The 18,537-nt window shown below is 51.2% G+C and carries 22 protein-coding genes; 9 read left to right on the top strand and 13 right to left on the bottom strand.

Annotated features, from left to right (window positions below):
• The first annotated feature begins 5 nt into the window (after nucleotides 1–5).
• Nucleotides 6–1,019 carry a 3-beta-hydroxysteroid dehydrogenase gene (locus C3D30_RS06700; protein WP_105286653.1) on the top strand — a complete coding sequence of 338 codons (1,014 nt, stop codon included), beginning with the start codon at nucleotides 6–8 and terminating at the stop codon, nucleotides 1,017–1,019.
• On the opposite strand, the gene amiD is transcribed toward C3D30_RS06700, so the two are convergent.
• Together amiD and C3D30_RS06690 are read right to left on the bottom strand one after the other, a co-directional pair.
• Nucleotides 1,016–1,846, bottom strand: coding sequence for an N-acetylmuramoyl-L-alanine amidase AmiD (amiD, locus tag C3D30_RS06695; RefSeq protein ID WP_105286636.1), 831 nt, complete (start codon nucleotides 1,844–1,846; stop codon nucleotides 1,016–1,018). The genes C3D30_RS06700 and amiD overlap by 4 nt on opposite strands.
• On the bottom strand, nucleotides 1,843–2,166 hold the full coding sequence (locus C3D30_RS06690) for a heavy metal-binding domain-containing protein (protein ID WP_001160737.1): 324 nt from the start codon (nucleotides 2,164–2,166) through the stop codon (nucleotides 1,843–1,845). Before C3D30_RS06690 ends, amiD begins: the two co-directional genes overlap by 4 nt.
• Nucleotides 2,167–2,291: 125 nt before the next feature.
• Here C3D30_RS06690 and C3D30_RS06685 point away from each other — a divergent pair, with 125 nt between their 5' ends.
• The 6 genes from C3D30_RS06685 to artJ all read left to right on the top strand — a co-directional run bounded on the left by C3D30_RS06685 (nucleotide 2,292) and on the right by artJ (nucleotide 6,901).
• Entirely contained in the window at nucleotides 2,292–2,807 is a 516-nt protein-coding gene (locus tag C3D30_RS06685; protein WP_010349649.1) for a lipoprotein, read from the top strand.
• Nucleotides 2,808–3,024: 217 nt separating this feature from the next.
• Entirely contained in the window at nucleotides 3,025–3,753 is a 729-nt protein-coding gene (artP, locus tag C3D30_RS06680; protein ID WP_000027204.1) for an arginine ABC transporter ATP-binding protein ArtP, read from the top strand.
• 18 nt (nucleotides 3,754–3,771) lie between these two features.
• Complete coding sequence (artI, locus tag C3D30_RS06675; RefSeq protein WP_105286635.1) at nucleotides 3,772–4,503, top strand: arginine ABC transporter substrate-binding protein ArtI; 732 nt, start codon at nucleotides 3,772–3,774, stop codon at nucleotides 4,501–4,503.
• A gap of 6 nt (nucleotides 4,504–4,509) precedes the next feature.
• Nucleotides 4,510–5,226, top strand: coding sequence for an arginine ABC transporter permease ArtQ (gene artQ, locus C3D30_RS06670; protein ID WP_105285211.1), 717 nt, complete (start codon nucleotides 4,510–4,512; stop codon nucleotides 5,224–5,226).
• Complete coding sequence (gene artM, locus C3D30_RS06665; RefSeq protein WP_000895401.1) at nucleotides 5,226–5,894, top strand: arginine ABC transporter permease ArtM; 669 nt, start codon at nucleotides 5,226–5,228, stop codon at nucleotides 5,892–5,894. The genes artQ and artM overlap by 1 nt, the downstream gene beginning before the upstream one ends.
• Before the next feature lie 275 nt (nucleotides 5,895–6,169).
• Complete coding sequence (artJ, locus tag C3D30_RS06660) at nucleotides 6,170–6,901, top strand: arginine ABC transporter substrate-binding protein ArtJ (protein ID WP_010349646.1); 732 nt, start codon at nucleotides 6,170–6,172, stop codon at nucleotides 6,899–6,901.
• A 28-nt stretch (nucleotides 6,902–6,929) separates the two neighbouring features.
• On the opposite strand, the gene rlmC is transcribed toward artJ, so the two are convergent.
• The 10 genes from rlmC to C3D30_RS06605 form a co-directional block, all read right to left on the bottom strand.
• Entirely contained in the window at nucleotides 6,930–8,057 is a 1,128-nt protein-coding gene (rlmC, locus tag C3D30_RS06655; protein WP_105286634.1) for a 23S rRNA (uracil(747)-C(5))-methyltransferase RlmC, read from the bottom strand.
• A gap of 40 nt (nucleotides 8,058–8,097) precedes the next feature.
• Nucleotides 8,098–8,586 carry a YbjO family protein gene (locus C3D30_RS06650; protein ID WP_000389254.1) on the bottom strand — a complete coding sequence of 163 codons (489 nt, stop codon included), beginning with the start codon at nucleotides 8,584–8,586 and terminating at the stop codon, nucleotides 8,098–8,100.
• 59 nt (nucleotides 8,587–8,645) lie between these two features.
• Nucleotides 8,646–9,491: a putrescine ABC transporter permease PotI gene (gene potI, locus C3D30_RS06645; protein ID WP_001061658.1), complete on the bottom strand. Its 846-nt coding sequence runs from the start codon at nucleotides 9,489–9,491 to the stop codon at nucleotides 8,646–8,648.
• Entirely contained in the window at nucleotides 9,488–10,432 is a 945-nt protein-coding gene (gene potH / locus C3D30_RS06640; RefSeq protein WP_105286633.1) for a putrescine ABC transporter permease PotH, read from the bottom strand. Before potH ends, potI begins: the two co-directional genes overlap by 4 nt.
• A 9-nt stretch (nucleotides 10,433–10,441) precedes the next feature.
• Nucleotides 10,442–11,575: a putrescine ABC transporter ATP-binding subunit PotG gene (potG, locus tag C3D30_RS06635; protein ID WP_000995981.1), complete on the bottom strand. Its 1,134-nt coding sequence runs from the start codon at nucleotides 11,573–11,575 to the stop codon at nucleotides 10,442–10,444.
• 94 nt (nucleotides 11,576–11,669) lie between these two features.
• Nucleotides 11,670–12,782 (bottom strand): spermidine/putrescine ABC transporter substrate-binding protein PotF, encoded by a 1,113-nt coding sequence (gene potF / locus C3D30_RS06630; protein WP_000126057.1) that lies wholly within the window; start codon nucleotides 12,780–12,782, stop codon nucleotides 11,670–11,672.
• A gap of 350 nt (nucleotides 12,783–13,132) precedes the next feature.
• Complete coding sequence (locus tag C3D30_RS06620) at nucleotides 13,133–13,609, bottom strand: type III secretion system chaperone family protein (protein WP_000203025.1); 477 nt, start codon at nucleotides 13,607–13,609, stop codon at nucleotides 13,133–13,135.
• A gap of 87 nt (nucleotides 13,610–13,696) precedes the next feature.
• Nucleotides 13,697–14,599: a 30S ribosomal protein S6--L-glutamate ligase gene (gene rimK, locus C3D30_RS06615; protein WP_000684316.1), complete on the bottom strand. Its 903-nt coding sequence runs from the start codon at nucleotides 14,597–14,599 to the stop codon at nucleotides 13,697–13,699.
• Between the two features lie 60 nt (nucleotides 14,600–14,659).
• Nucleotides 14,660–15,382, bottom strand: coding sequence for a nitroreductase NfsA (gene nfsA, locus C3D30_RS06610; protein WP_021550513.1), 723 nt, complete (start codon nucleotides 15,380–15,382; stop codon nucleotides 14,660–14,662).
• Complete coding sequence (locus C3D30_RS06605; protein WP_001201566.1) at nucleotides 15,366–15,653, bottom strand: YbjC family protein; 288 nt, start codon at nucleotides 15,651–15,653, stop codon at nucleotides 15,366–15,368. Before C3D30_RS06605 ends, nfsA begins: the two co-directional genes overlap by 17 nt.
• Before the next feature lie 159 nt (nucleotides 15,654–15,812).
• Between C3D30_RS06605 and grxA the strand changes: the two genes are divergently transcribed.
• A complete protein-coding gene (gene grxA, locus C3D30_RS06600) occupies nucleotides 15,813–16,070 on the top strand; it encodes a glutaredoxin 1 (RefSeq protein WP_001195223.1) in 258 nt (85 codons plus the stop codon).
• Nucleotides 16,071–16,101: 31 nt separating this feature from the next.
• On the opposite strand, the gene C3D30_RS06595 is transcribed toward grxA, so the two are convergent.
• Complete coding sequence (locus tag C3D30_RS06595) at nucleotides 16,102–16,479, bottom strand: inner membrane protein YbjM (protein WP_000681103.1); 378 nt, start codon at nucleotides 16,477–16,479, stop codon at nucleotides 16,102–16,104.
• Nucleotides 16,480–16,747: 268 nt separating this feature from the next.
• Between C3D30_RS06595 and C3D30_RS06590 the strand changes: the two genes are divergently transcribed.
• Nucleotides 16,748–18,433, top strand: a complete 1,686-nt coding sequence (locus C3D30_RS06590; protein WP_001024862.1) for an aspartate:alanine antiporter — start codon at nucleotides 16,748–16,750, stop codon at nucleotides 18,431–18,433.
• The last annotated feature ends 104 nt before the right edge of the window (nucleotides 18,434–18,537 follow it).

The following is an 18,537-nucleotide window of genomic DNA, read 5'->3' as shown; positions in this document are numbered from 1 at the left end:
ATGATATGAAGGTACTGGTTACCGGCGCCACCAGCGGTTTAGGTCGAAACGCGGTTGAGTTTTTATGCCGGAAAGGCATCAGTGTGAGAGCAACCGGTCGCAACGAAGCGATGGGCAAATTGCTGGAAAAAATAGGTGCAGAGTTTGTCCATGCGGATCTGACCGAGCTGGTCTCATCGCAGGCGAAGGTGATGCTCGCAGGCATTGATACACTGTGGCACTGTTCCAGCTTTACCTCGCCGTGGGGAACGCAGCAGGCTTTCGATCTGGCAAACGTTCGCGCCACTCGCCGCCTGGGCGAATGGGCTGTCGCCTGGGGCGTGCGTAATTTTATTCATATCTCTTCCCCCTCCCTGTACTTCGACTATCACCACCATCGCGATATCAAAGAAGATTTTCGCCCTCACCGCTTCGCCAACGAATTTGCCCGCAGCAAAGCCGCCAGCGAAGAGGTGATCAATATGCTTTCGCAGACCAACCCACAAACGCGCTTTACTATTCTGCGCCCACAAAGTCTGTTCGGCCCGCACGATAAAGTTTTTATTCCCCGTCTGGCACATATGATGCACCACTACGGCAGCATTCTGTTACCCCACGGCGGCAGCGCACTGGTCGATATGACCTACTATGAAAATGCCGTGCACGCTATGTGGCTGGCGAGTCAGGAAGTGTGCGATAAGTTGCCTTCTGGTCGTACGTACAACATTACCAACGGCGAACATCGCACTCTGCGCAGCATCGTGCAGAAACTGATCGACGAACTGAACATTGATTGCCGTATCCGGTCGGTGCCTTACCCGATGCTGGATATGATTGCCCGCAGTATGGAGCGTTTAGGACGCAAGTCAGCAAAAGAGCCGCCGCTGACCCATTACGGCGTCTCCAAGTTGAATTTTGACTTTACACTGGATATTACGCGTGCGCAGGAAGAGTTAGGTTATCAGCCGATCATCACGCTAAATGAAGGTATTGAGCAAACTGCCGCCTGGCTGCGCGACCACGGAAAACTGCCGCGCTAATCCTGGCCGTATTTCTCCAGCAACGCTTCGGCAATCGCCTGAGTTTCTGCATCCGCTTCGCCGTTATATAACGTCGGGCGGAAGTGCATCTGAAACGCCATAATCACTCGCTGCTGTTCGTGCGGCGTCATTTCAGGTTTTACGTCATAACCGTAGCGTGCCAAAAGTTCCAGCAACGATGCGGTTTCTACCGGCGTGTGCGGCGCGCGCCCGGCCAGATAAAAGCTAACGCGCGATGCATCGGGCCAGGCACCAATCCCCTGCTGCGCCAGTTGCTGCCACGGGAACAGTGGACCCGGATCGTCTTTGCGCTGTGGGGCAATATCCGCATGTGCCACCACGTTTTCTGGTTTGATGTGATAGCGGGCGATAATATCTTTCGCCAGAGGAATGAGCGCCTGAATTTGCGCTGGTTCAAACGGCGTAAAATATTTCACCCCCGCTGATTTCTGCCAGCCGCGATTTTCCAGCTCAATGCCAATAGAGGTATCGTTAATCCGCGTCGCCCCGCGCCAGTCGCTAATCCCCGCGTGCCAGGCCAGTTCTTGCTCCGGCACCAGTTGCCAGATACGCGGTTTGCCGTTGTAACGCGGCGGCACGGCTGGCACAAGGTAGTGCGAGCTGACTTTTTTATCGGTCAGCGTCGCCAGCGACGTGTCGAAATCATCCGCCGTGTAGTGGATCACCAGCACTTTAATACGGGGATATGCCGCCTGCGCCTGGCGTCGGGTGTCGAGTTGGTATCCCTCTTTCTCGACAATGCCTTTTTCCCCTGCGCACCCTGCCAGTAACAGGATCGCCGCAACCAGCCAGAAAACTCTTCTCATCGACGCGTTTTCACCGCCGTTCCGCTGACGCTGACCATCAGCATACTGCCGTTTTGCCCGACCGTTTCGTAGTCGATATCAATGCCGACCACTGCATCCGCTCCCAGCGCCCGTGCCTGGGAACCTAATTCTTCAAACGCAATTTCTCGTGCCTTGCGCAGTTCCTTTTCGTAAGCCCCTGAACGACCGCCGACGATATCGCGGATACCGGCAAAGAAATCACGGAAAATATTGGCGCCTAAAATCGCTTCGCCCGTCACCACACCGCAATATTCAACGATGGTCTGACCTTCAAGTGTTGGGGTTGTGGAAAATTGCATGATCGATCTCCTTGTATGCTAAGCCTTCGATCTCAAAAGCATTATCGGACTGATACGCTATTATTGAAAGGATATCATTATTATCGTAGAACGCTTTCAAGGTGTTCGCTTATAAGGAAATCATTATGCGCTACAGCAAATTGACCATGCTTATCCCTTGCGCACTGTTACTCAGTGCTTGCACCACCGTCACGCCAGCCTATAAAGACAACGGCTCCCGCACAGGTTCTTGCGTCCAGGGCGGCCCTGACAGCGTGGCTCAGCAATTCTATGACTACCGTATTCAGCATCGCAGTAACGACATTACCGCTCTGCGCCCGTATTTGAGTGACAAACTGGCGGCACTGCTCAGCGATGCCAACCGCAATAACAACCAACGTGAATTGTTAAGCAGCGATCCCTTCTCCAGTCGTACCACCTTGCCAGACAGCGCCCGCGTCGCCAGTGCTTCTACCATCCCGAATCGCGATGCACGTAATATTCCGTTGCGCGTGGATCTGAAACAAGGCGACCAGAGCTGGCAGGATGAGGTGCTGATGATTCAGGAAGGCCAGTGTTGGGTCATCGACGATGTGCGCTATTTAGGTGGCAGCGTTCACGCCAAAGCGGGGACATTACGCCAGTCCATTGAGAACCGTTAATTCCTTGATTAGATTATAACCCCCATAAATTGTCCGGCATTCTGTGAGGAATGCCGACATTTATGCTCGCCGAACAACGCCCTCGTTATTTTGTGCTATGTTTATTGAATAATGCGCTTTGCTTTTAACTTTTAAAGCAGAAATATTGCATAATTATTCTGTCAAAGGTACTATCTTCGACCTCAATAGCTATCAGACTGCCAGTATACGAGTGTCAATGAGTATTCAATTAAACGGCATTAATTGCTTCTACGGCGCACACCAGGCGCTGTTCGATATCACGCTGGATTGCCCGCAGGGCGAAACGCTGGTGTTACTTGGCCCCAGCGGCGCGGGGAAAAGCTCGCTGCTGCGTGTACTCAATCTGCTTGAGATGCCGCGCTCCGGTACGCTCAACATTGCAGGCAACCATTTCGATTTCACCAAAACACCGTCTGACAAAGCGATTCGCGACCTGCGTCGCAACGTCGGCATGGTGTTTCAGCAATACAATCTGTGGCCGCATCTCACCGTGCAGCAAAACCTGATCGAAGCGCCATGCCGCGTACTTGGCTTGAGTAAAGATCAGGCGCTGGCTCGCGCAGAAAAACTGCTTGAGCGTCTGCGTCTCAAACCTTATAGCGATCGTTACCCGCTGCACCTTTCTGGTGGTCAGCAACAACGTGTTGCTATTGCCCGTGCGCTGATGATGGAGCCGCAGGTACTGCTGTTTGATGAACCGACCGCCGCGCTGGACCCGGAAATTACGGCACAGATCGTCAGCATCATTCGTGAGCTGGCGGAGACCAATATTACCCAGGTGATCGTCACCCACGAAGTTGAAGTGGCGCGTAAAACCGCCAGCCGTGTGGTGTATATGGAAAACGGTCACATCGTTGAACAAGGCGACGCGCGCTGCTTTACCGAGCCGCAAACCGAAGCATTTAAAAACTATCTCTCTCACTAAAGATTCGGGATAACGACAATGAAAAAAGTTCTGATTGCCGCGTTAATTGCAGGTTTTAGTCTTTCCGCCACAGCTGCCGAAACCATTCGTTTTGCTACCGAAGCATCCTATCCTCCGTTTGAATCTATAGACGCAAATAACCAGATCGTCGGTTTTGACGTCGACCTCGCACAGGCACTGTGTAAAGAGATTGATGCAACCTGTACTTTCTCCAACCAGGCATTTGACAGCCTGATCCCGAGTCTGAAATTCCGCCGTGTGGACGCCGTTATGGCAGGTATGGATATCACTCCAGAGCGTGAAAAACAGGTGCTGTTCACCACTCCGTACTATGACAACTCCGCCCTGTTTGTGGGTCAGCAAGGTAAATACACCAGCGTTGATCAGCTGAAAGGTAAAAAAGTCGGTGTGCAGAACGGGACGACACACCAGAAATTCATTATGGATAAACATCCGGAAATCACCACTGTCCCGTATGACAGCTACCAGAACGCAAAACTGGATCTGCAAAACGGGCGTATCGACGGTGTATTCGGTGACACCGCCGTGGTAACCGAATGGCTGAAAGATAATCCAAAACTGGCGGCTGTGGGCGACAAAGTGACCGATAAAGATTACTTCGGTACTGGCCTCGGCATCGCAGTACGTCAGGGCAACGCTGAACTGCAGCAGAAATTTAATACTGCGCTGGAAAAAGTGAAGAAAGATGGCACTTACGAAACCATCTACAACAAATGGTTCCAGAAGTAATTCCTGATGAATGAATTTTTTCCTTTAGCAAGCGCCGCCGGGATGACCGTCGGCCTTGCCGTTTGTGCATTGATTGTCGGACTGGCGCTGGCGATGTTCTTTGCAGTATGGGAGTCAGCAAAATGGCGCCCTGTTGCGTGGGCAGGTTCGGCGCTGGTGACGATTCTGCGCGGCCTGCCAGAAATTCTGGTGGTGCTGTTTATCTACTTTGGCTCCTCGCAGTTACTGCTGACGCTTGCGGATGGCTTCACCATCAATCTTGGATTCGTGCAGATCCCGGTGCAGATGGACATTGAGAACTTCGACGTTAGCCCGTTCCTTTGCGGTGTTATCGCTCTGTCACTGCTGTATGCCGCTTATGCTTCGCAAACTCTGCGTGGCGCACTGAAAGCGGTGCCGATGGGTCAGTGGGAATCGGGTCAGGCGCTGGGGCTGTCGAAATCGGCTATCTTTTTCCGTCTGGTGATGCCGCAGATGTGGCGTCATGCGCTGCCTGGTCTCGGCAACCAGTGGCTGGTACTGCTGAAAGATACCGCGCTGGTCAGTTTGATTAGTGTGAATGATTTAATGCTGCAAACCAAAAGCATCGCCACCCGTACCCAGGAACCGTTTACCTGGTACATTGTGGCGGCGGCGATTTACCTGGTGATTACCCTGTTGAGCCAGTACATACTCAAACGCATTGACCTGCGCGCGACACGTTTTGAGCGGAGACCTGGCTGATGCTTGAGTATTTACCCGAACTGATGAAAGGGCTGCATACCAGCCTGACGCTGACGGTTGCCTCGCTGATTGTGGCGCTCATTCTGGCGTTGATTTTTACCATCATCCTGACGCTGAAAACACCGGTGCTGGTGTGGCTGGTGCGTGGCTATATCACGCTGTTTACCGGTACGCCGCTGCTGGTGCAGATCTTCCTGATTTATTACGGGCCGGGCCAGTTCCCGACGTTGCAGGAGTATCCGGCACTGTGGCATTTGTTGTCAGAACCGTGGTTATGTGCGCTGATTGCGTTATCGCTGAACAGTGCGGCGTATACCACGCAGCTGTTTTACGGTGCAATTCGTGCGATCCCGGAAGGTCAGTGGCAGTCCTGTAGCGCCCTGGGAATGAGCAAAAAAGATACGCTGGCGATCCTGCTGCCGTATGCCTTTAAACGCTCGCTCTCTTCTTATTCCAACGAAGTGGTGCTGGTGTTCAAAAGTACCTCTCTGGCATACACCATTACGCTAATGGAAGTGATGGGCTACAGCCAGTTACTGTACGGACGTACCTACGACGTAATGGTGTTTGGCGCGGCGGGGATTATTTACCTCGTCGTCAACGGCCTGCTGACGCTGATGATGCGTCTGATTGAGCGTAAAGCACTGGCATTTGAACGTCGGAATTAATGTGACTGCGTACACATTCGCCGGGGGGTTTTGTAGGTCTGAGAAGACGCGCCAGCGTCGCATCAGACACCTGCACGGTGCCTGTGCCGGATGCAGCGTACATAGTGCATAAATCCTTATAATGAAGACGGACAACCCACTAAGTTGTCCGTCTTTTTTTATCTAGCACAAACTATTTAATCATATTTATTGCATATAAATTCATTTGATGGCATTGTAAATCCATGCCGCAGACACGGCTAATAATCATAAGATTGACAGACGGGAGTTCCATCATGAAAAAGCTAGTTCTTGCCGCATTACTTGCATCCTGTGCATTCGGCGCTTCTGCCGCAGAGAAAATCAATTTCGGCGTCTCTGCCACTTATCCACCATTCGAATCGATGGATGCAAATAACCAGATCGTCGGCTTTGATATCGATCTGGCAAAGGCGTTATGCAAACAAATGCAGGCAGAATGTACTTTTACTAATCACGCTTTCGACAGCCTGATCCCGTCACTGAAATTCAGAAAATATGACGCAGTGATTTCCGGGATGGACATCACACCGGAACGTAGCAAGCAGGTAGCCTTTACCACCCCCTATTACGAAAACTCAGCCGTCGTGATTGCCAAAAAAGATACCTATAAGACTTTTGCCGACCTGAAAGGTAAACGTATTGGTATGGAAAACGGCACCACTCACCAGAAATATATTCAGGATCAGCATCCGGAAGTGAAAACCGTCTCTTATGACAGTTATCAGAATGCATTTATCGACCTGAAAAATGGTCGTATTGATGGGGTATTTGGTGATACAGCGGTAGTTAATGAGTGGCTGAAAACCAATCCGCAACTGGGCGTTGCGACTGAGAAAGTAACCGATCCGCAGTACTTCGGCACCGGTCTGGGCATCGCTGTACGTCCGGATAACAAAGCTCTGCTGGAGAAACTGAATAAGGCACTGGCAGCCGTTAAAGCAGACGGTACATATCAGAAAATCAGCGATCAGTGGTTCCCGCAGTAAGATTCAGAAAGCCGCAGATGCGGCTTTTTTATTGCTTCACCAGCAGCGTCAGCACTTCATAATGTGCGGTGTGGGGGAACATATCGAAAAGCTGTACCCGCTCAATGCGATATCCTGGCAGTTCGCGGATATCTTTCGCCATCGTTTGGGCGTTACAGCTTGAGTAGATAATAAAACGCGGTGCCATCGTCGAAAGATAATCACACAGCGGTTTACCAATGCCGCGACGCGGTGGATTAACCAGCACCAGTTCCGGCACTTCACCCTGAGCGGTGGCAAACTGAGTGGAGTCCAGCGCCTGAAATTGCAGACGCGCTAGACCCAGTTCAGCAGCAGATTGTTTCGCACAGGCAATCGCTTCTGGCGCAATCTCAATCCCCGTTAACTGCATTTCTGGCGTTGCGCAATGCAAACCAAAACCGCCAACGCCGCAGAACAGATCCCACATATGATTTACCGGCAATTGCCGCACCCAGTCACTCGCGGTGGCATACAGCTGGCTGGCGACCGCCGGATTTGTCTGGAAGAAACTTTGCGGGCGGATCCACAGCGGCACGTCATTAAAACGCTCTGCCAGCGCCTGCTGTTCGGTCAGGTAGATCTCCGTCTCCCCTTCCATTATCGCCATATGCACTGGCTGAATATTGACGGTAATGACTTTTAGCTGTGGCAGTTGTGCCTGTAACCACGGCAGCGCCTTACGCAGTTGCACCAGCTTGGTTTCAGAACGCAGTACAAAGCGCAGCATCATACCGCCATCTATCTGGCTTTCAGTCAGCAGAATATATTTCAGTTCGCCACGCTTGCGCGCCACGTTGTAGGGCGTCAGCCCCGCACGGGCGATAAACGGTTTTAGCGCCGCAAAAACAGGCGCAAATGAGGCAGGGTAAAGCGGGCAGTCGCAAAGATCTTCTGGCGTACCGTCGCGGTGTAGCATTCCGAGCAGTGGTTTTTCAACGCTACCACTCACCACCATTTTGGCTTTATTGCGAAACCCTTGTTCCGGACCAGACACCGGCGCACACCACTCCGAAACCGGAAAATCGGCCAACAGATTTTTAAGATCGGCGGTTTTAGCGGAGAGTTGCTCTGGAATCGGCCGCGTTATCCACTGACAGGAGCGACAGCGACCCGCGTCGTAAAGTGCGCACTGCATACATTGACCTTCACATCATCAGGGGCGAGGATTATACACATTATTGCAACTGGAAGAACCGCCGACTGGTGGCGGGAACGAACAACAGCAATAAGATGAGCATATCCGGCAGCTTTTGTAACATCAGGCTATGGAAGATTTCACGTTTCGATTCACCAGGAATGCTGAACAGCTCAGGGTAACCATAACCGAGCGAAGCTGCCCACAGGTAACTGGCGGCCGTGATTTGCGTCAACAGATACAGCCAGCGCGCCAGGCGACGCCCTTTCACCAGCGAAAACGCACACCAGATTTCAATAAAAACCAGCGCAAGGCTGCTTAGAAAGACCAGCGTTAAACTCCAGGTTTGTACGCTGCGATGAATGAACTCGCCGATACCGCGCACGCCCAGCGTATTGAAAATCATCAGCACGTCGAGGCCACGGATCATAATAATGGCGAGCGCCGCCACCTGCACCAGTGCAGGCACATTCAGGCGAGCATGTGATGAAGATGTTTTCTTAAAAAATCCCAACGTTTCGTCTTCCATGAAAACAATGCCGCGACATGCGCGGCATTATGTAGCCAGGTTGGCAAATTTTAGTGTCTTCAGCCACGTCTTGCACGCTGGATATCGCGTATCCGCTGCTTTTCTGCGCGCGCCATTAAATACCAGGCGATAAATCCGACAATTCCGACCGCACCGAGAATCAATGTTGCCAGGGCGTTGATTTCCGGATTCACCCCCATCCGCACGCTGGAGAAGACCAGCATCGGTAACGTAGTGGCTCCCGGCCCGGAAACAAAGCTGGCGATCACCAGATCGTCGAGCGACAGAGTAAAAGCCAGTAACCAGCCTGAAATGATCGCCGGCATGATCATCGGTAGTGTAATGACGAAAAACACCTTCAGCGGCGTCGCGCCGAGATCCATCGCCGCTTCTTCAATGGAGCGATCCAGTTCCCGCAGACGCGAAGAAATAACAACTGCCACATAAGCCGTACAGAAAGTCACGTGCGCCAGCCAGATAGTTAACATACCGCGATCGGCAGGCCAGCCGATGGCATGAGCAAGGGCAACGAACAATAACAACAGCGACAGGCCAGTGATCACATCAGGCATGACTAACGGCGCGGTGATCATAAAGGCAAAGCCATTCGATCCACGAAACCGCCCGAAACGTACCAGCACGACCGCCGCAATAGTCCCGAGGATTGCCGCCGCCGTCGCCGCACAGGCGGCAATCGTCAGACTTAAGCCGACTGCACTCATCATCGCATCATCACGCAATAACTCACCGTACCAGCGCGTTGACCAACCGGCCCACACCGTCACCAGTTTCGAACTGTTAAATGAATAGATGACCAGCATCAGCATCGGCGCATAGAGAAAGGTGAAGCCCAGCAACAAAATCACAATTCGCCAGGGCGAACGAACGACCGGTAAATTATTCATCCGTGTGCCCCCACACTTTTTTGCTGATATTTGTGGAACCACATAATTGGCACAATCAGCAGCAATAACATAATGATCGCCACCGCAGAAGCCACCGGCCAGTCGCGGTTATTGAAAAACTCCTGCCACAGAACGCGCCCGATCATGATGCTATCAGGGCCACCGAGCAGTTCCGGGATCACAAACTCACCCACCGCCGGAATGAAAACCAGCATTGATCCGGCGATAATCCCACCTTTGGTAAGCGGCACAATCACCGTAAAGAAAGTCTTCAGCGGACGCGCGCCGAGATCCAGCGCGGCTTCCACCAGCGAATAATCAATACGAATCAAGGCGGTGTAGATCGGCAGCACCATAAACGGTACGTAGGCGTAAACAATGCCGATATAAACTGCCAGATTGGTATGCAGAATGGTCAGCGGCTGATCGATAACCCCCAGCCACAGCAGAAAATTATTCAGCACGCCATTGTTTTTTAGTATCCCCATCCAGGCGTAAACGCGGATCAAAAATGAGGTCCACGAAGGCAGGATCACCAGCAGCAATAAGATATTGCGGGTCGACGGTTTACTGTGCGCCACTGCCCACGCCAGCGGATAGCCGAGCAATAAGCAACAAACGGTCGAAATCGCCGCCACCTGTAACGACTGGAGATAAGCATCGAAATAGAGCGGATCGTCAGTCAGTTGCAGAAAATTACCGAGATTAAGAGTGATGGAAAGTTGCCCGTCAGCCCACGCCATCAGTTCGGTATAAGGTGGAATAGCGCGCGCCATCTCCGCCAGGCTTATTTTAAAGACAATCAGAAATGGCAGCAGAAACAACAAAATCAACCAGATATACGGCAGCGCAATCACCAGTTTGCGCCCGTGCTTCATTTGCCACTGTGTAAGCCACTGCTTTAATCCACCCGGCTGGGCAGCAGGTTCAAGTGTACTCATCTTTGCTCCTTAAACCGTCAGCACCACACAACTGTCTGATTCCCAGCACAAACGAACTTCATCGCCCCAGGTCGGTAACCCTTTGCGAAAACGATGGGCGTTTTGTAACTGGGCGCTGATCATCTGCCCGCTTTTCAGGCGGACATGATAAACAGACAAATCACCGAGATAGGCAATATGTGTCACCTCTCCCACTGCAAAATTGCAGCCATCAGCAGGCGGTTCGTCACAGAGCATGATTTTTTCCGGACGCAGCGCCACATGCACCGGCACGTTATCCACCACTGACGCATCGGGATCGACTTTCAACGGATGCACCAGCCCAGGCGAATAAAGCAACAGGCCATCTTCCTGGCGTTCCTTTAGCAGTCCTTCGAAAACATTGACCGATCCAATGAACTCGGCGCTATATCGCGTGGTCGGGTGCTCATAAATTTCTTCCGGCTCGCCAATCTGAACAAATTTACCGCGATTCATAATCGCGATGCGCCCCGCCATGGTCATCGCCTCTTCCTGATCGTGCGTTACCATCACACAGGTCACGCCGACACGCTCCAGAATATCCACCACTTCAAGCTGCATCCGGTCGCGCAGTTTTTTATCCAACGCGCCCATCGGTTCATCGAGCAGTAATAGTTTCGGGCGTTTGGCAAGGCTTCGGGCCAGCGCCACTCGCTGACGTTGACCACCGGAAAGCTGATGCGGTTTGCGTTTGGCAAACTCCTGCATATGCACCAGTCCCAGCATCTCGTTGACCCGACTGGCAATTTCCGCTTTTGGTAACTTGTCTTGTTTCAGACCAAAGGCAATGTTTTGCTCCACGGTCATATGGGGGAATAGCGCGTAGGACTGGAACATCATGTTGATGGGGCGCAGATAAGGCGGAACCTGTGACAAATCGACGCCATCAAGCATAATCTGCCCGGCAGAAGGTTGTTCGAAACCTGCCAACATACGCAGCAGTGTGGACTTGCCACAGCCGGATGCGCCCAGCAGTGCAAAGATTTCGCCCTTATAAATGGTCAGACTGACATCATCGACCGCATGTTGACCATCGTAAGATTTGGTCAAATTGCGGATTTCTAATAGTGGTGTCAGCGACTTACGACTTTTCGCCTGCGGGCGAGGGATAGCGTCATTCACGGCTGCTCTCCGGCATTTAATGTGTGCAAGCGCACCATGATGGTGCGAATTGCCGGCGGGGATGGTGCGCCCGTCCGGCATCTACGGCTGCGGATTATTTTCCGCTCTTCACTTTGGTCCACGCGCGGGTGCGCACACGATCAATTTTCGGATCCTGTACTTGCAGGGTGAACATTTTGGCGCGGACATCTGCCGGAGGATAAATACCAGGATTGTCACGCACTTCCGCGCTCACCAGCGGTGTAGCTGCTTTGTTCGCATTGGCATAGAACACATGGTCAGAGATGTGTGCCACCACATCCGGACGCAGCAAATAATTCAGGAACTGATACGCTTCGTCTTTATTTTTGGCATCGGCAGGCATGGCGAATACATCAAAGAATGCCATCGCCCCTTCTTTCGGAATTGAGAAAGAGACATTCACGCCATTCTTCGCTTCCTTCGCGCGGTTTGAGGCCTGCCAGACATCGCCCGCCCAGCCAATCGCCACGCAGATGTCACCATTCGCCAGATCATTGATGTATTGGGAAGAGTGGAAATAACGAATATTCGGGCGCAGTTTCAATAGCAGGTCAGTCGCTGGTCCGGTGTAATCATCCGCTTTGGTGCTGTTCGGATCTTTACCAAGATAATTCAACACAGTGGCAAAAACCTCTTCCGGCGCATCGAGGAAAGAGACACCACAGCTTTTCAGTTTTTCCAGATTTTCAGGTTTGAGGATCAAGTCCCAGCTATCGACCGGCGCGTTTTCGCCCAGCACCGCTTTGACTTTATCGACGTTATAGCCAATCCCGGTAGTCGCCCACATATACGGCATGGCAAATTTATTGTCGGGATCGTGTTTTGCCACCAGCTTCAGCAGTTCTGGATCGAGATTCTTCCACTCCGGCAATTTGCTTTTATCCAGCGGCTGGAATACTCCCGCAGTCAACTGGCGTTCAAGAAAGCTGGCTGACGGCACAACGAGATCAAAGCCGGTACTCCCCGCCATTAATTTGCCTTCCAGCACTTCGTTGGAATCAAAAACATCGTAGACGACTTTGATACCGGTCTCTTTTTCAAAATTTGCCACCGTATCCGGGGCAATATAATCAGACCAGTTATAGATGTGGAGTGTTTTTTGTTCAGCCGCGAGCGTGCCGACAGAGACGGCCATCAGAGCACCCGCAATCAGACCCGATAGCCATTTTTTATTTAAGGCGGTCATATCTCTTTCCTTCTGAAAGTTCGTTAACAAACGAACAAAAGTTGTCACACTGAAAGATATGCAATAAACGTGCATATTTTTTATCGGCGCGGTGCAAGAAAAGAGAACTCTCTCCCGGCCAGCATTGCTCGCTATATAAAAGCCTCGCAAGAATAACTTTAGCCAGGGTTTGAAACTATAGCTGTAATTAAAAAACGGTATTTAACAAATTTTTATGCGTATTTGCTCTATGTGATAAAGCAAACCCGGCACAATAGAAGTGAATTAATCTTTAATGAAAGGTTAAAATCAGCAGGAAATATTACGACGCGCAGTCACTGCGGCAGCGACTGCGTGTTCGAAGAAAGTTATCAGTGAAGGAAATAGTTTTCGGTAACGTTATTTTGCCCTTCATCGTCAGTCGGCAACAGCAGCTGATGGGCATTAGCTTCGAGGATGACCATCGAAATCTGTTCTTCGCTCTGACGTACAAACCATGCAAACTGTTCATAGGTTACGCCCTGCATAACAGATAAAGACTGGCAAACCACCAGCTTTGGCAGATTATCATCCTGCATATCGAGAAATGCTTTCACGGTCAGTGAGCTGGCATTGATGGCTGATAAATCCGCCGCCAGCGGCAACACGGCTGAAGGCCTGACTTCCGCCATGGCAGAAAACAGGATTGTGTTATCAATCAGGTCGATTTTGGCATCAAAGACACCGTCGAAATTCTGCATATGGGGCAGATGCAAAGCCTGACAGTTATCACATTCAAAAAAACTCATCCCCAGGTCATCGAGCCATTGACGCAACGTATCCAGACCAGGAACGACCAGCGATGTCATAATTTTGTACAACCTCTTCCGATAAAAAGACTGGCACAGCTTACGCAAAAAGCGCAGGCAAAACCATGATCAGTAATGTAATTACGACTAACCACCCGTTTTCAGGCAATATTCTGCCGTGGCGTGGCGTTCGATCCAGCGGATCATTTTACCCGCAATGTCGATACCGGTGGTTTTTTCTATTCCTTCCAGCCCCGGCGACGCATTCACCTCCATCACCAACGGCCCGCGATTGGCACGCAGAATATCCACACCGGCAACATCCAGCGCCATTGTTCGCGCGGCTTTGATGGCGATTTCACGCTCTTTCGGCGTGATACTGGCGATGCTTGCTGCGCCGCCACGATGCAAATTGGAGCGGAAATCGCCCTCTTTCGCCCGCCGTTCAATCGCCGCGACAACTTCATCACCGACGACCAGACAGCGGATATCGCACCCTTGCGCCTCTTTTATATATTCCTGCACCAGAATATGAGCGTTCAGGCCGCGAAAAGCATCAATCACGCTTTCTGCCGCCTGGCGCGTTTCCGCCAGCACCACACCAATTCCCTGCGTGCCTTCGACCAGCTTAACCACCAGCGGCGCACCACCGACCATATCGATTAAGTCGCTGGTATCATCCGGCGAATGCGCAATCCCCGTGACAGGCAGGTCAATGCCCTGACGCGCCAGCAGTTGCATTGAACGCAATTTGTCACGCGCCCGGGCAATCGCGACCGATTCGTTCAGCGGATAACTGCCCAGCATTTCGAACTGGCGCAGCGCCGCCGTCCCATAAAAGGTTATAGCAGTGCCAATACGCGGGATCACCGCGTCAAAATGGGGGAGTTTGCGGCCTTTATAGTGAATGGAAGACGCCGCAGGATTAATGTTCATGTAGCAAGAAAGCGGATCGAGAATTTCAACCAGGTGACCACGCTGTATGGCGGCTTCACGCAGCCGCTTACACGAATAGAGCGTTCCATCCCGGGACAATATGGCAATTTTCACCCTGCACCTCTCTGTCAGACCTGGTCAAAAGCCCGCGTATAATACATCGCCGTAACGGTTTTAGCGCGTCGCCCAACCTTGTTTATGCAAATAATCGAGAATAAAAGGACGGCTTTCTTTGATAATCGTCCGCCGAATATGATCGCTCCAGGTATCCCGGCGATTATTGCTGCCACGGGTAAGATAATATTCCGCCAGTTGCTCGTCATACTGCGCCAGAGCATCTTTATCCAGCGGTTGGTAGCTGTTTTCATGCACCAAAATAGAGGCCGGTAAACGCGGCTTGAGATCCGGGTTATCCGCAGGCCAGCCGAGACACAGGCCAAACAGCGGCAGAACATGCTTTGGTAATTTCAGCAGCTCCGTCACCGCTTCAATGTTATTGCGCAGGCCGCCAATATATACACCGCCCAACCCCAGCGATTCCGCTGCGGTTAAGGCGTTTTGTGCCATCATCGCTGTATCAACAACACCGAGCAACAACTGTTCAGCCAGGCCGAGTTGAGCATCCGGGCAGATCTGCAAATGACGGTTAAAGTCGGCGCAAAACACCCAAAACTCCGCCGCTTGCGCAACGTGTTTTTGCCCGCCGGTCAGCGGCACCAGGGCTTCACGCAATGCGGGGTCGGTAATGCGAATAATGCTACTACACTGCAAAAAGCTGGAACTGGAGGTCGCGCGGGCGCTGTTGATAATCGCCTCACGCTGTTCAGCGGAGATAGGTTCATCAGTGAAATGGCGAATGGAGCGGTGACCACAAATAAGTTCAATGGTTGGCGTCATTATCTTTTTCTCTTTCTGAACGTGAAGATTCCGGTGGATGATTCATCAGTTGCGGGGCCAGCCGTTTTGCCACCTGAAGAATAACCACCACCGCAGCGGGAAGCATGAGCAAAACACCGAGAAAAATCATCAGAATTTGCGCTTCTGGCGTAGAAAACGGCGCTGGAAGCGAAAAGTTGTCACTGATCGACAGCAACGCCGCCGCCAGTAACATCATTCCGATAAATTCCAGTATCAACACGCTTTTAGGCAATTTACCGATCGCGCGCATAAACTTCCCTCTGCAAAGTGAGCTGCCAGTTTAAAACCTTTCGCCGCGTTGTGCTTAACAGTTATAGCTTTAAGCAATCAATGCAACAGGTTAAACCTACTTTCAGCGAATAAGATTTGGCGTGATCATGCACACATGAGAGATAAATGGAGAAAGCCAATGCAAACCGTTATTTTCGGTCGTCCGGGTTGCCCTTACTGCGTGCGTGCCAAAGATTTGGCAGAAAAGTTAAGTAATGAACACGATGATTTTCACTATCAGTATGTGGATATTCGTGCTGAAGGGATCACTAAAGAGGATCTGCAACAGAAAGCTGGCAAGCCGGTAGAAACCGTACCGCAGATTTTTGTCGATCAGCAACACATCGGTGGCTATACCGATTTTGCTGCCTGGGTGAAAGAGAATCTTGACGCCTGATTACCGGATAAGCCCTCTCTGTTTGAGGGCTTTATTGATTTTTTCTGTGTTGCGGCCTGAACAAGCTACTGATAAACAAAAAACATAATGCGCCCAGCGCACACCAGAAGACGGCACTCAACAACCACGCCAGCTCCTGCCAGAATGAGCGTGATGGTGAAAAAAACAGACGCATAATTAACATAGAACACGGCGCTGCCAGCATTGCGCCAAACAGTGGTTTAAGGACTTCTCTACGCCGCGAAAAAAAGCTGGCTACAGCCCCAGGAAGAATGAAAAACAGTAAGCCGATTTCAGGGTGCCCGGCAGCCCGAAAAGCTCCCTTCATATGTGTCGCCAGAAAAAGGCACACCACAATAAAGAGGACAAAACAGCAAATTGCCCCCGCCCAATGTTGTTTATGTTTCACATGTTCCTCCTGACACTGCCTCTATCGAACACATTTTTCGCCGGTGTGGCGCTCAGTAAGATAAAGCCGCTTCGCATTCCATGCTAATATAGGCCAACACAATTCTTATAGCCGTTGGTATCTAATGTGATTACACTAGTAAAATATATTGTTACTTTACTATTGATTAAGTGCGCTGAATGAATCTGCGCTCTGAATTCAGGTAAAAACATTATCTTAAATTACCATTTCTTTCAACAGCTTACTCGTAAACAAGAAGTTAGTCTCCGTGAATATAAACGTCGCCGAATTGTTAAATGGGAATTACATTCTGTTATTATTCGTGGTCCTCGCGCTTGGACTATGTCTCGGAAAATTACGACTTGGTTCAATCCAACTGGGTAATTCCATTGGCGTTTTAGTCGTATCACTGTTATTAGGTCAACAACATTTCAGTATTAACACCGACGCGCTTAATCTTGGCTTTATGCTGTTTATTTTCTGCGTCGGGGTCGAAGCCGGACCCAACTTTTTTTCCATTTTTTTCCGCGATGGGAAAAATTACCTAATGTTAGCCCTGGTAATGGTCGGTAGTGCACTGCTGATCGCCTTAGGGCTGGGTAAGTTGTTTGGCTGGGACATCGGCCTGACGGCCGGTATGTTGGCTGGTTCAATGACATCAACACCGGTTTTGGTTGGTGCGGGCGATACCTTACGCCACTCAGGAATAGAAAGCGGGCAGCTCTCTGCGGCACTGGATAATTTAAGCCTCGGGTATGCATTAACCTATTTGATTGGCCTGGTGAGTTTGATTGTCGGTGCGCGTTACTTGCCTAAGTTGCAGCATCAGGACTTACAGACCAGCGCCCAACAAATCGCTCGTGAACGAGGTCTGGATACCGACGCCAGCCGTAAAGTCTATCTGCCGGTCATTCGCGCCTACCGCGTCGGGCCGGAACTGGTCGCCTGGGCCGATGGCAAAAACTTGCGCGAACTGGGTATTTATCGACAAACCGGTTGCTACATTGAACGTATTCGTCGTAACGGGATTCTGGCAAATCCGGATGGTGACGCCGTGCTACAGATGGGCGATGAAATAGCGTTGGTAGGATATCCCGACGCCCACGCCCGGCTCGATCCCAGCTTCCGTAACGGTAAAGAAGTTTTTGATCGAGACCTTCTCGACATGCGTATCGTCACTGAAGAGGTGGTCGTCAAAAACCATAACGCTGTCGGTAAACGCCTGGCACAACTGAAGCTGACCGATCACGGTTGTTTCCTTAACCGCGTCATCCGCAGCCAGATCGAAATGCCGATCGACGATAACGTGGTGCTTAATAAAGGCGATGTATTGCAGGTGAGCGGCGATGCCCGTCGCGTGAAAACCATCGCCGATCGCATCGGCTTTATCTCTATTCACAGCCAGGTTACCGATCTACTGGCATTCTGCGCGTTCTTTGTCATAGGTCTGATGATCGGGATGATCACCTTCCAGTTCAGCACATTCAGCTTCGGCATGGGTAACGCCGCCGGGTTGTTATTCGCTGGTATTATGCTGGGCTTTATGCGAGCGAACCACCCGACCTTCGGCTATATTCCCCAGGGCGCGTTAAGCATGGTGAAAGAGTTCGGTTTGATGGTATTTATGGCGGGCGTGGGTTTAAGCGCCGGTAGTGGCATCAATAACGGCCTGGGTGCTATTGGCGGTCAGATGTTGATTGCCGGGTTAATTGTCAGCCTGGTGCCCGTTGTTATTTGCTTCCTGTTTGGCGCTTATGTGCTGCGCATGAACCGCGCGCTGTTATTCGGTGCAATGATGGGCGCACGTACTTGTGCTCCGGCAATGGAGATCATCAGCGACACTGCGCGCAGCAACATCCCGGCATTAGGTTATGCGGGCACTTATGCAATAGCTAACGTACTGCTGACGCTGGCAGGGACAATCATCGTAATGGTATGGCCAGGACTCGGATAAAACTGAAGTTGCCCCAAAAATGAAATTTTTTTGTACAACCACAGAACTTTTCCTCGGGGCATCAGTCTTAATTAGTGCCACTGCTTTTCTTTGATGTCCCCATT

Origin of the sequence: Escherichia sp. MOD1-EC5433 (assembly GCF_002966005.1) — a bacterium.
Taxonomy (GTDB): Bacteria; Pseudomonadota; Gammaproteobacteria; order Enterobacterales; family Enterobacteriaceae; genus Escherichia; species Escherichia ruysiae.
Note: the sequence above shows the minus strand (reverse complement) of the source record. Positions and strands in the feature narration are given on the sequence as shown.

What these genes read in the sequence shown, in the direction of transcription:
- C3D30_RS06700 (WP_105286653.1), top strand. Translation starts at nt 6, where the DNA reads ATGAAGGTACTGGTTACCGGCGCCACCAGCGGTTTAGGTCGAAACGCG.
- amiD (WP_105286636.1), bottom strand. Translation starts at nt 1,846, where the DNA reads ATGAGAAGAGTTTTCTGGCTGGTTGCGGCGATCCTGTTACTGGCAGGG.
- C3D30_RS06690 (WP_001160737.1), bottom strand. Translation starts at nt 2,166, where the DNA reads ATGCAATTTTCCACAACCCCAACACTTGAAGGTCAGACCATCGTTGAA.
- C3D30_RS06685 (WP_010349649.1), top strand. Translation starts at nt 2,292, where the DNA reads ATGCGCTACAGCAAATTGACCATGCTTATCCCTTGCGCACTGTTACTC.
- artP (WP_000027204.1), top strand. Translation starts at nt 3,025, where the DNA reads ATGAGTATTCAATTAAACGGCATTAATTGCTTCTACGGCGCACACCAG.
- artI (WP_105286635.1), top strand. Translation starts at nt 3,772, where the DNA reads ATGAAAAAAGTTCTGATTGCCGCGTTAATTGCAGGTTTTAGTCTTTCC.
- artQ (WP_105285211.1), top strand. Translation starts at nt 4,510, where the DNA reads ATGAATGAATTTTTTCCTTTAGCAAGCGCCGCCGGGATGACCGTCGGC.
- artM (WP_000895401.1), top strand. Translation starts at nt 5,226, where the DNA reads ATGCTTGAGTATTTACCCGAACTGATGAAAGGGCTGCATACCAGCCTG.
- artJ (WP_010349646.1), top strand. Translation starts at nt 6,170, where the DNA reads ATGAAAAAGCTAGTTCTTGCCGCATTACTTGCATCCTGTGCATTCGGC.
- rlmC (WP_105286634.1), bottom strand. Translation starts at nt 8,057, where the DNA reads ATGCAGTGCGCACTTTACGACGCGGGTCGCTGTCGCTCCTGTCAGTGG.
- C3D30_RS06650 (WP_000389254.1), bottom strand. Translation starts at nt 8,586, where the DNA reads ATGGAAGACGAAACGTTGGGATTTTTTAAGAAAACATCTTCATCACAT.
- potI (WP_001061658.1), bottom strand. Translation starts at nt 9,491, where the DNA reads ATGAATAATTTACCGGTCGTTCGTTCGCCCTGGCGAATTGTGATTTTG.
- potH (WP_105286633.1), bottom strand. Translation starts at nt 10,432, where the DNA reads ATGAGTACACTTGAACCTGCTGCCCAGCCGGGTGGATTAAAGCAGTGG.
- potF (WP_000126057.1), bottom strand. Translation starts at nt 12,782, where the DNA reads ATGACCGCCTTAAATAAAAAATGGCTATCGGGTCTGATTGCGGGTGCT.
- C3D30_RS06620 (WP_000203025.1), bottom strand. Translation starts at nt 13,609, where the DNA reads ATGACATCGCTGGTCGTTCCTGGTCTGGATACGTTGCGTCAATGGCTC.
- nfsA (WP_021550513.1), bottom strand. Translation starts at nt 15,382, where the DNA reads ATGACGCCAACCATTGAACTTATTTGTGGTCACCGCTCCATTCGCCAT.
- C3D30_RS06605 (WP_001201566.1), bottom strand. Translation starts at nt 15,653, where the DNA reads ATGCGCGCGATCGGTAAATTGCCTAAAAGCGTGTTGATACTGGAATTT.
- grxA (WP_001195223.1), top strand. Translation starts at nt 15,813, where the DNA reads ATGCAAACCGTTATTTTCGGTCGTCCGGGTTGCCCTTACTGCGTGCGT.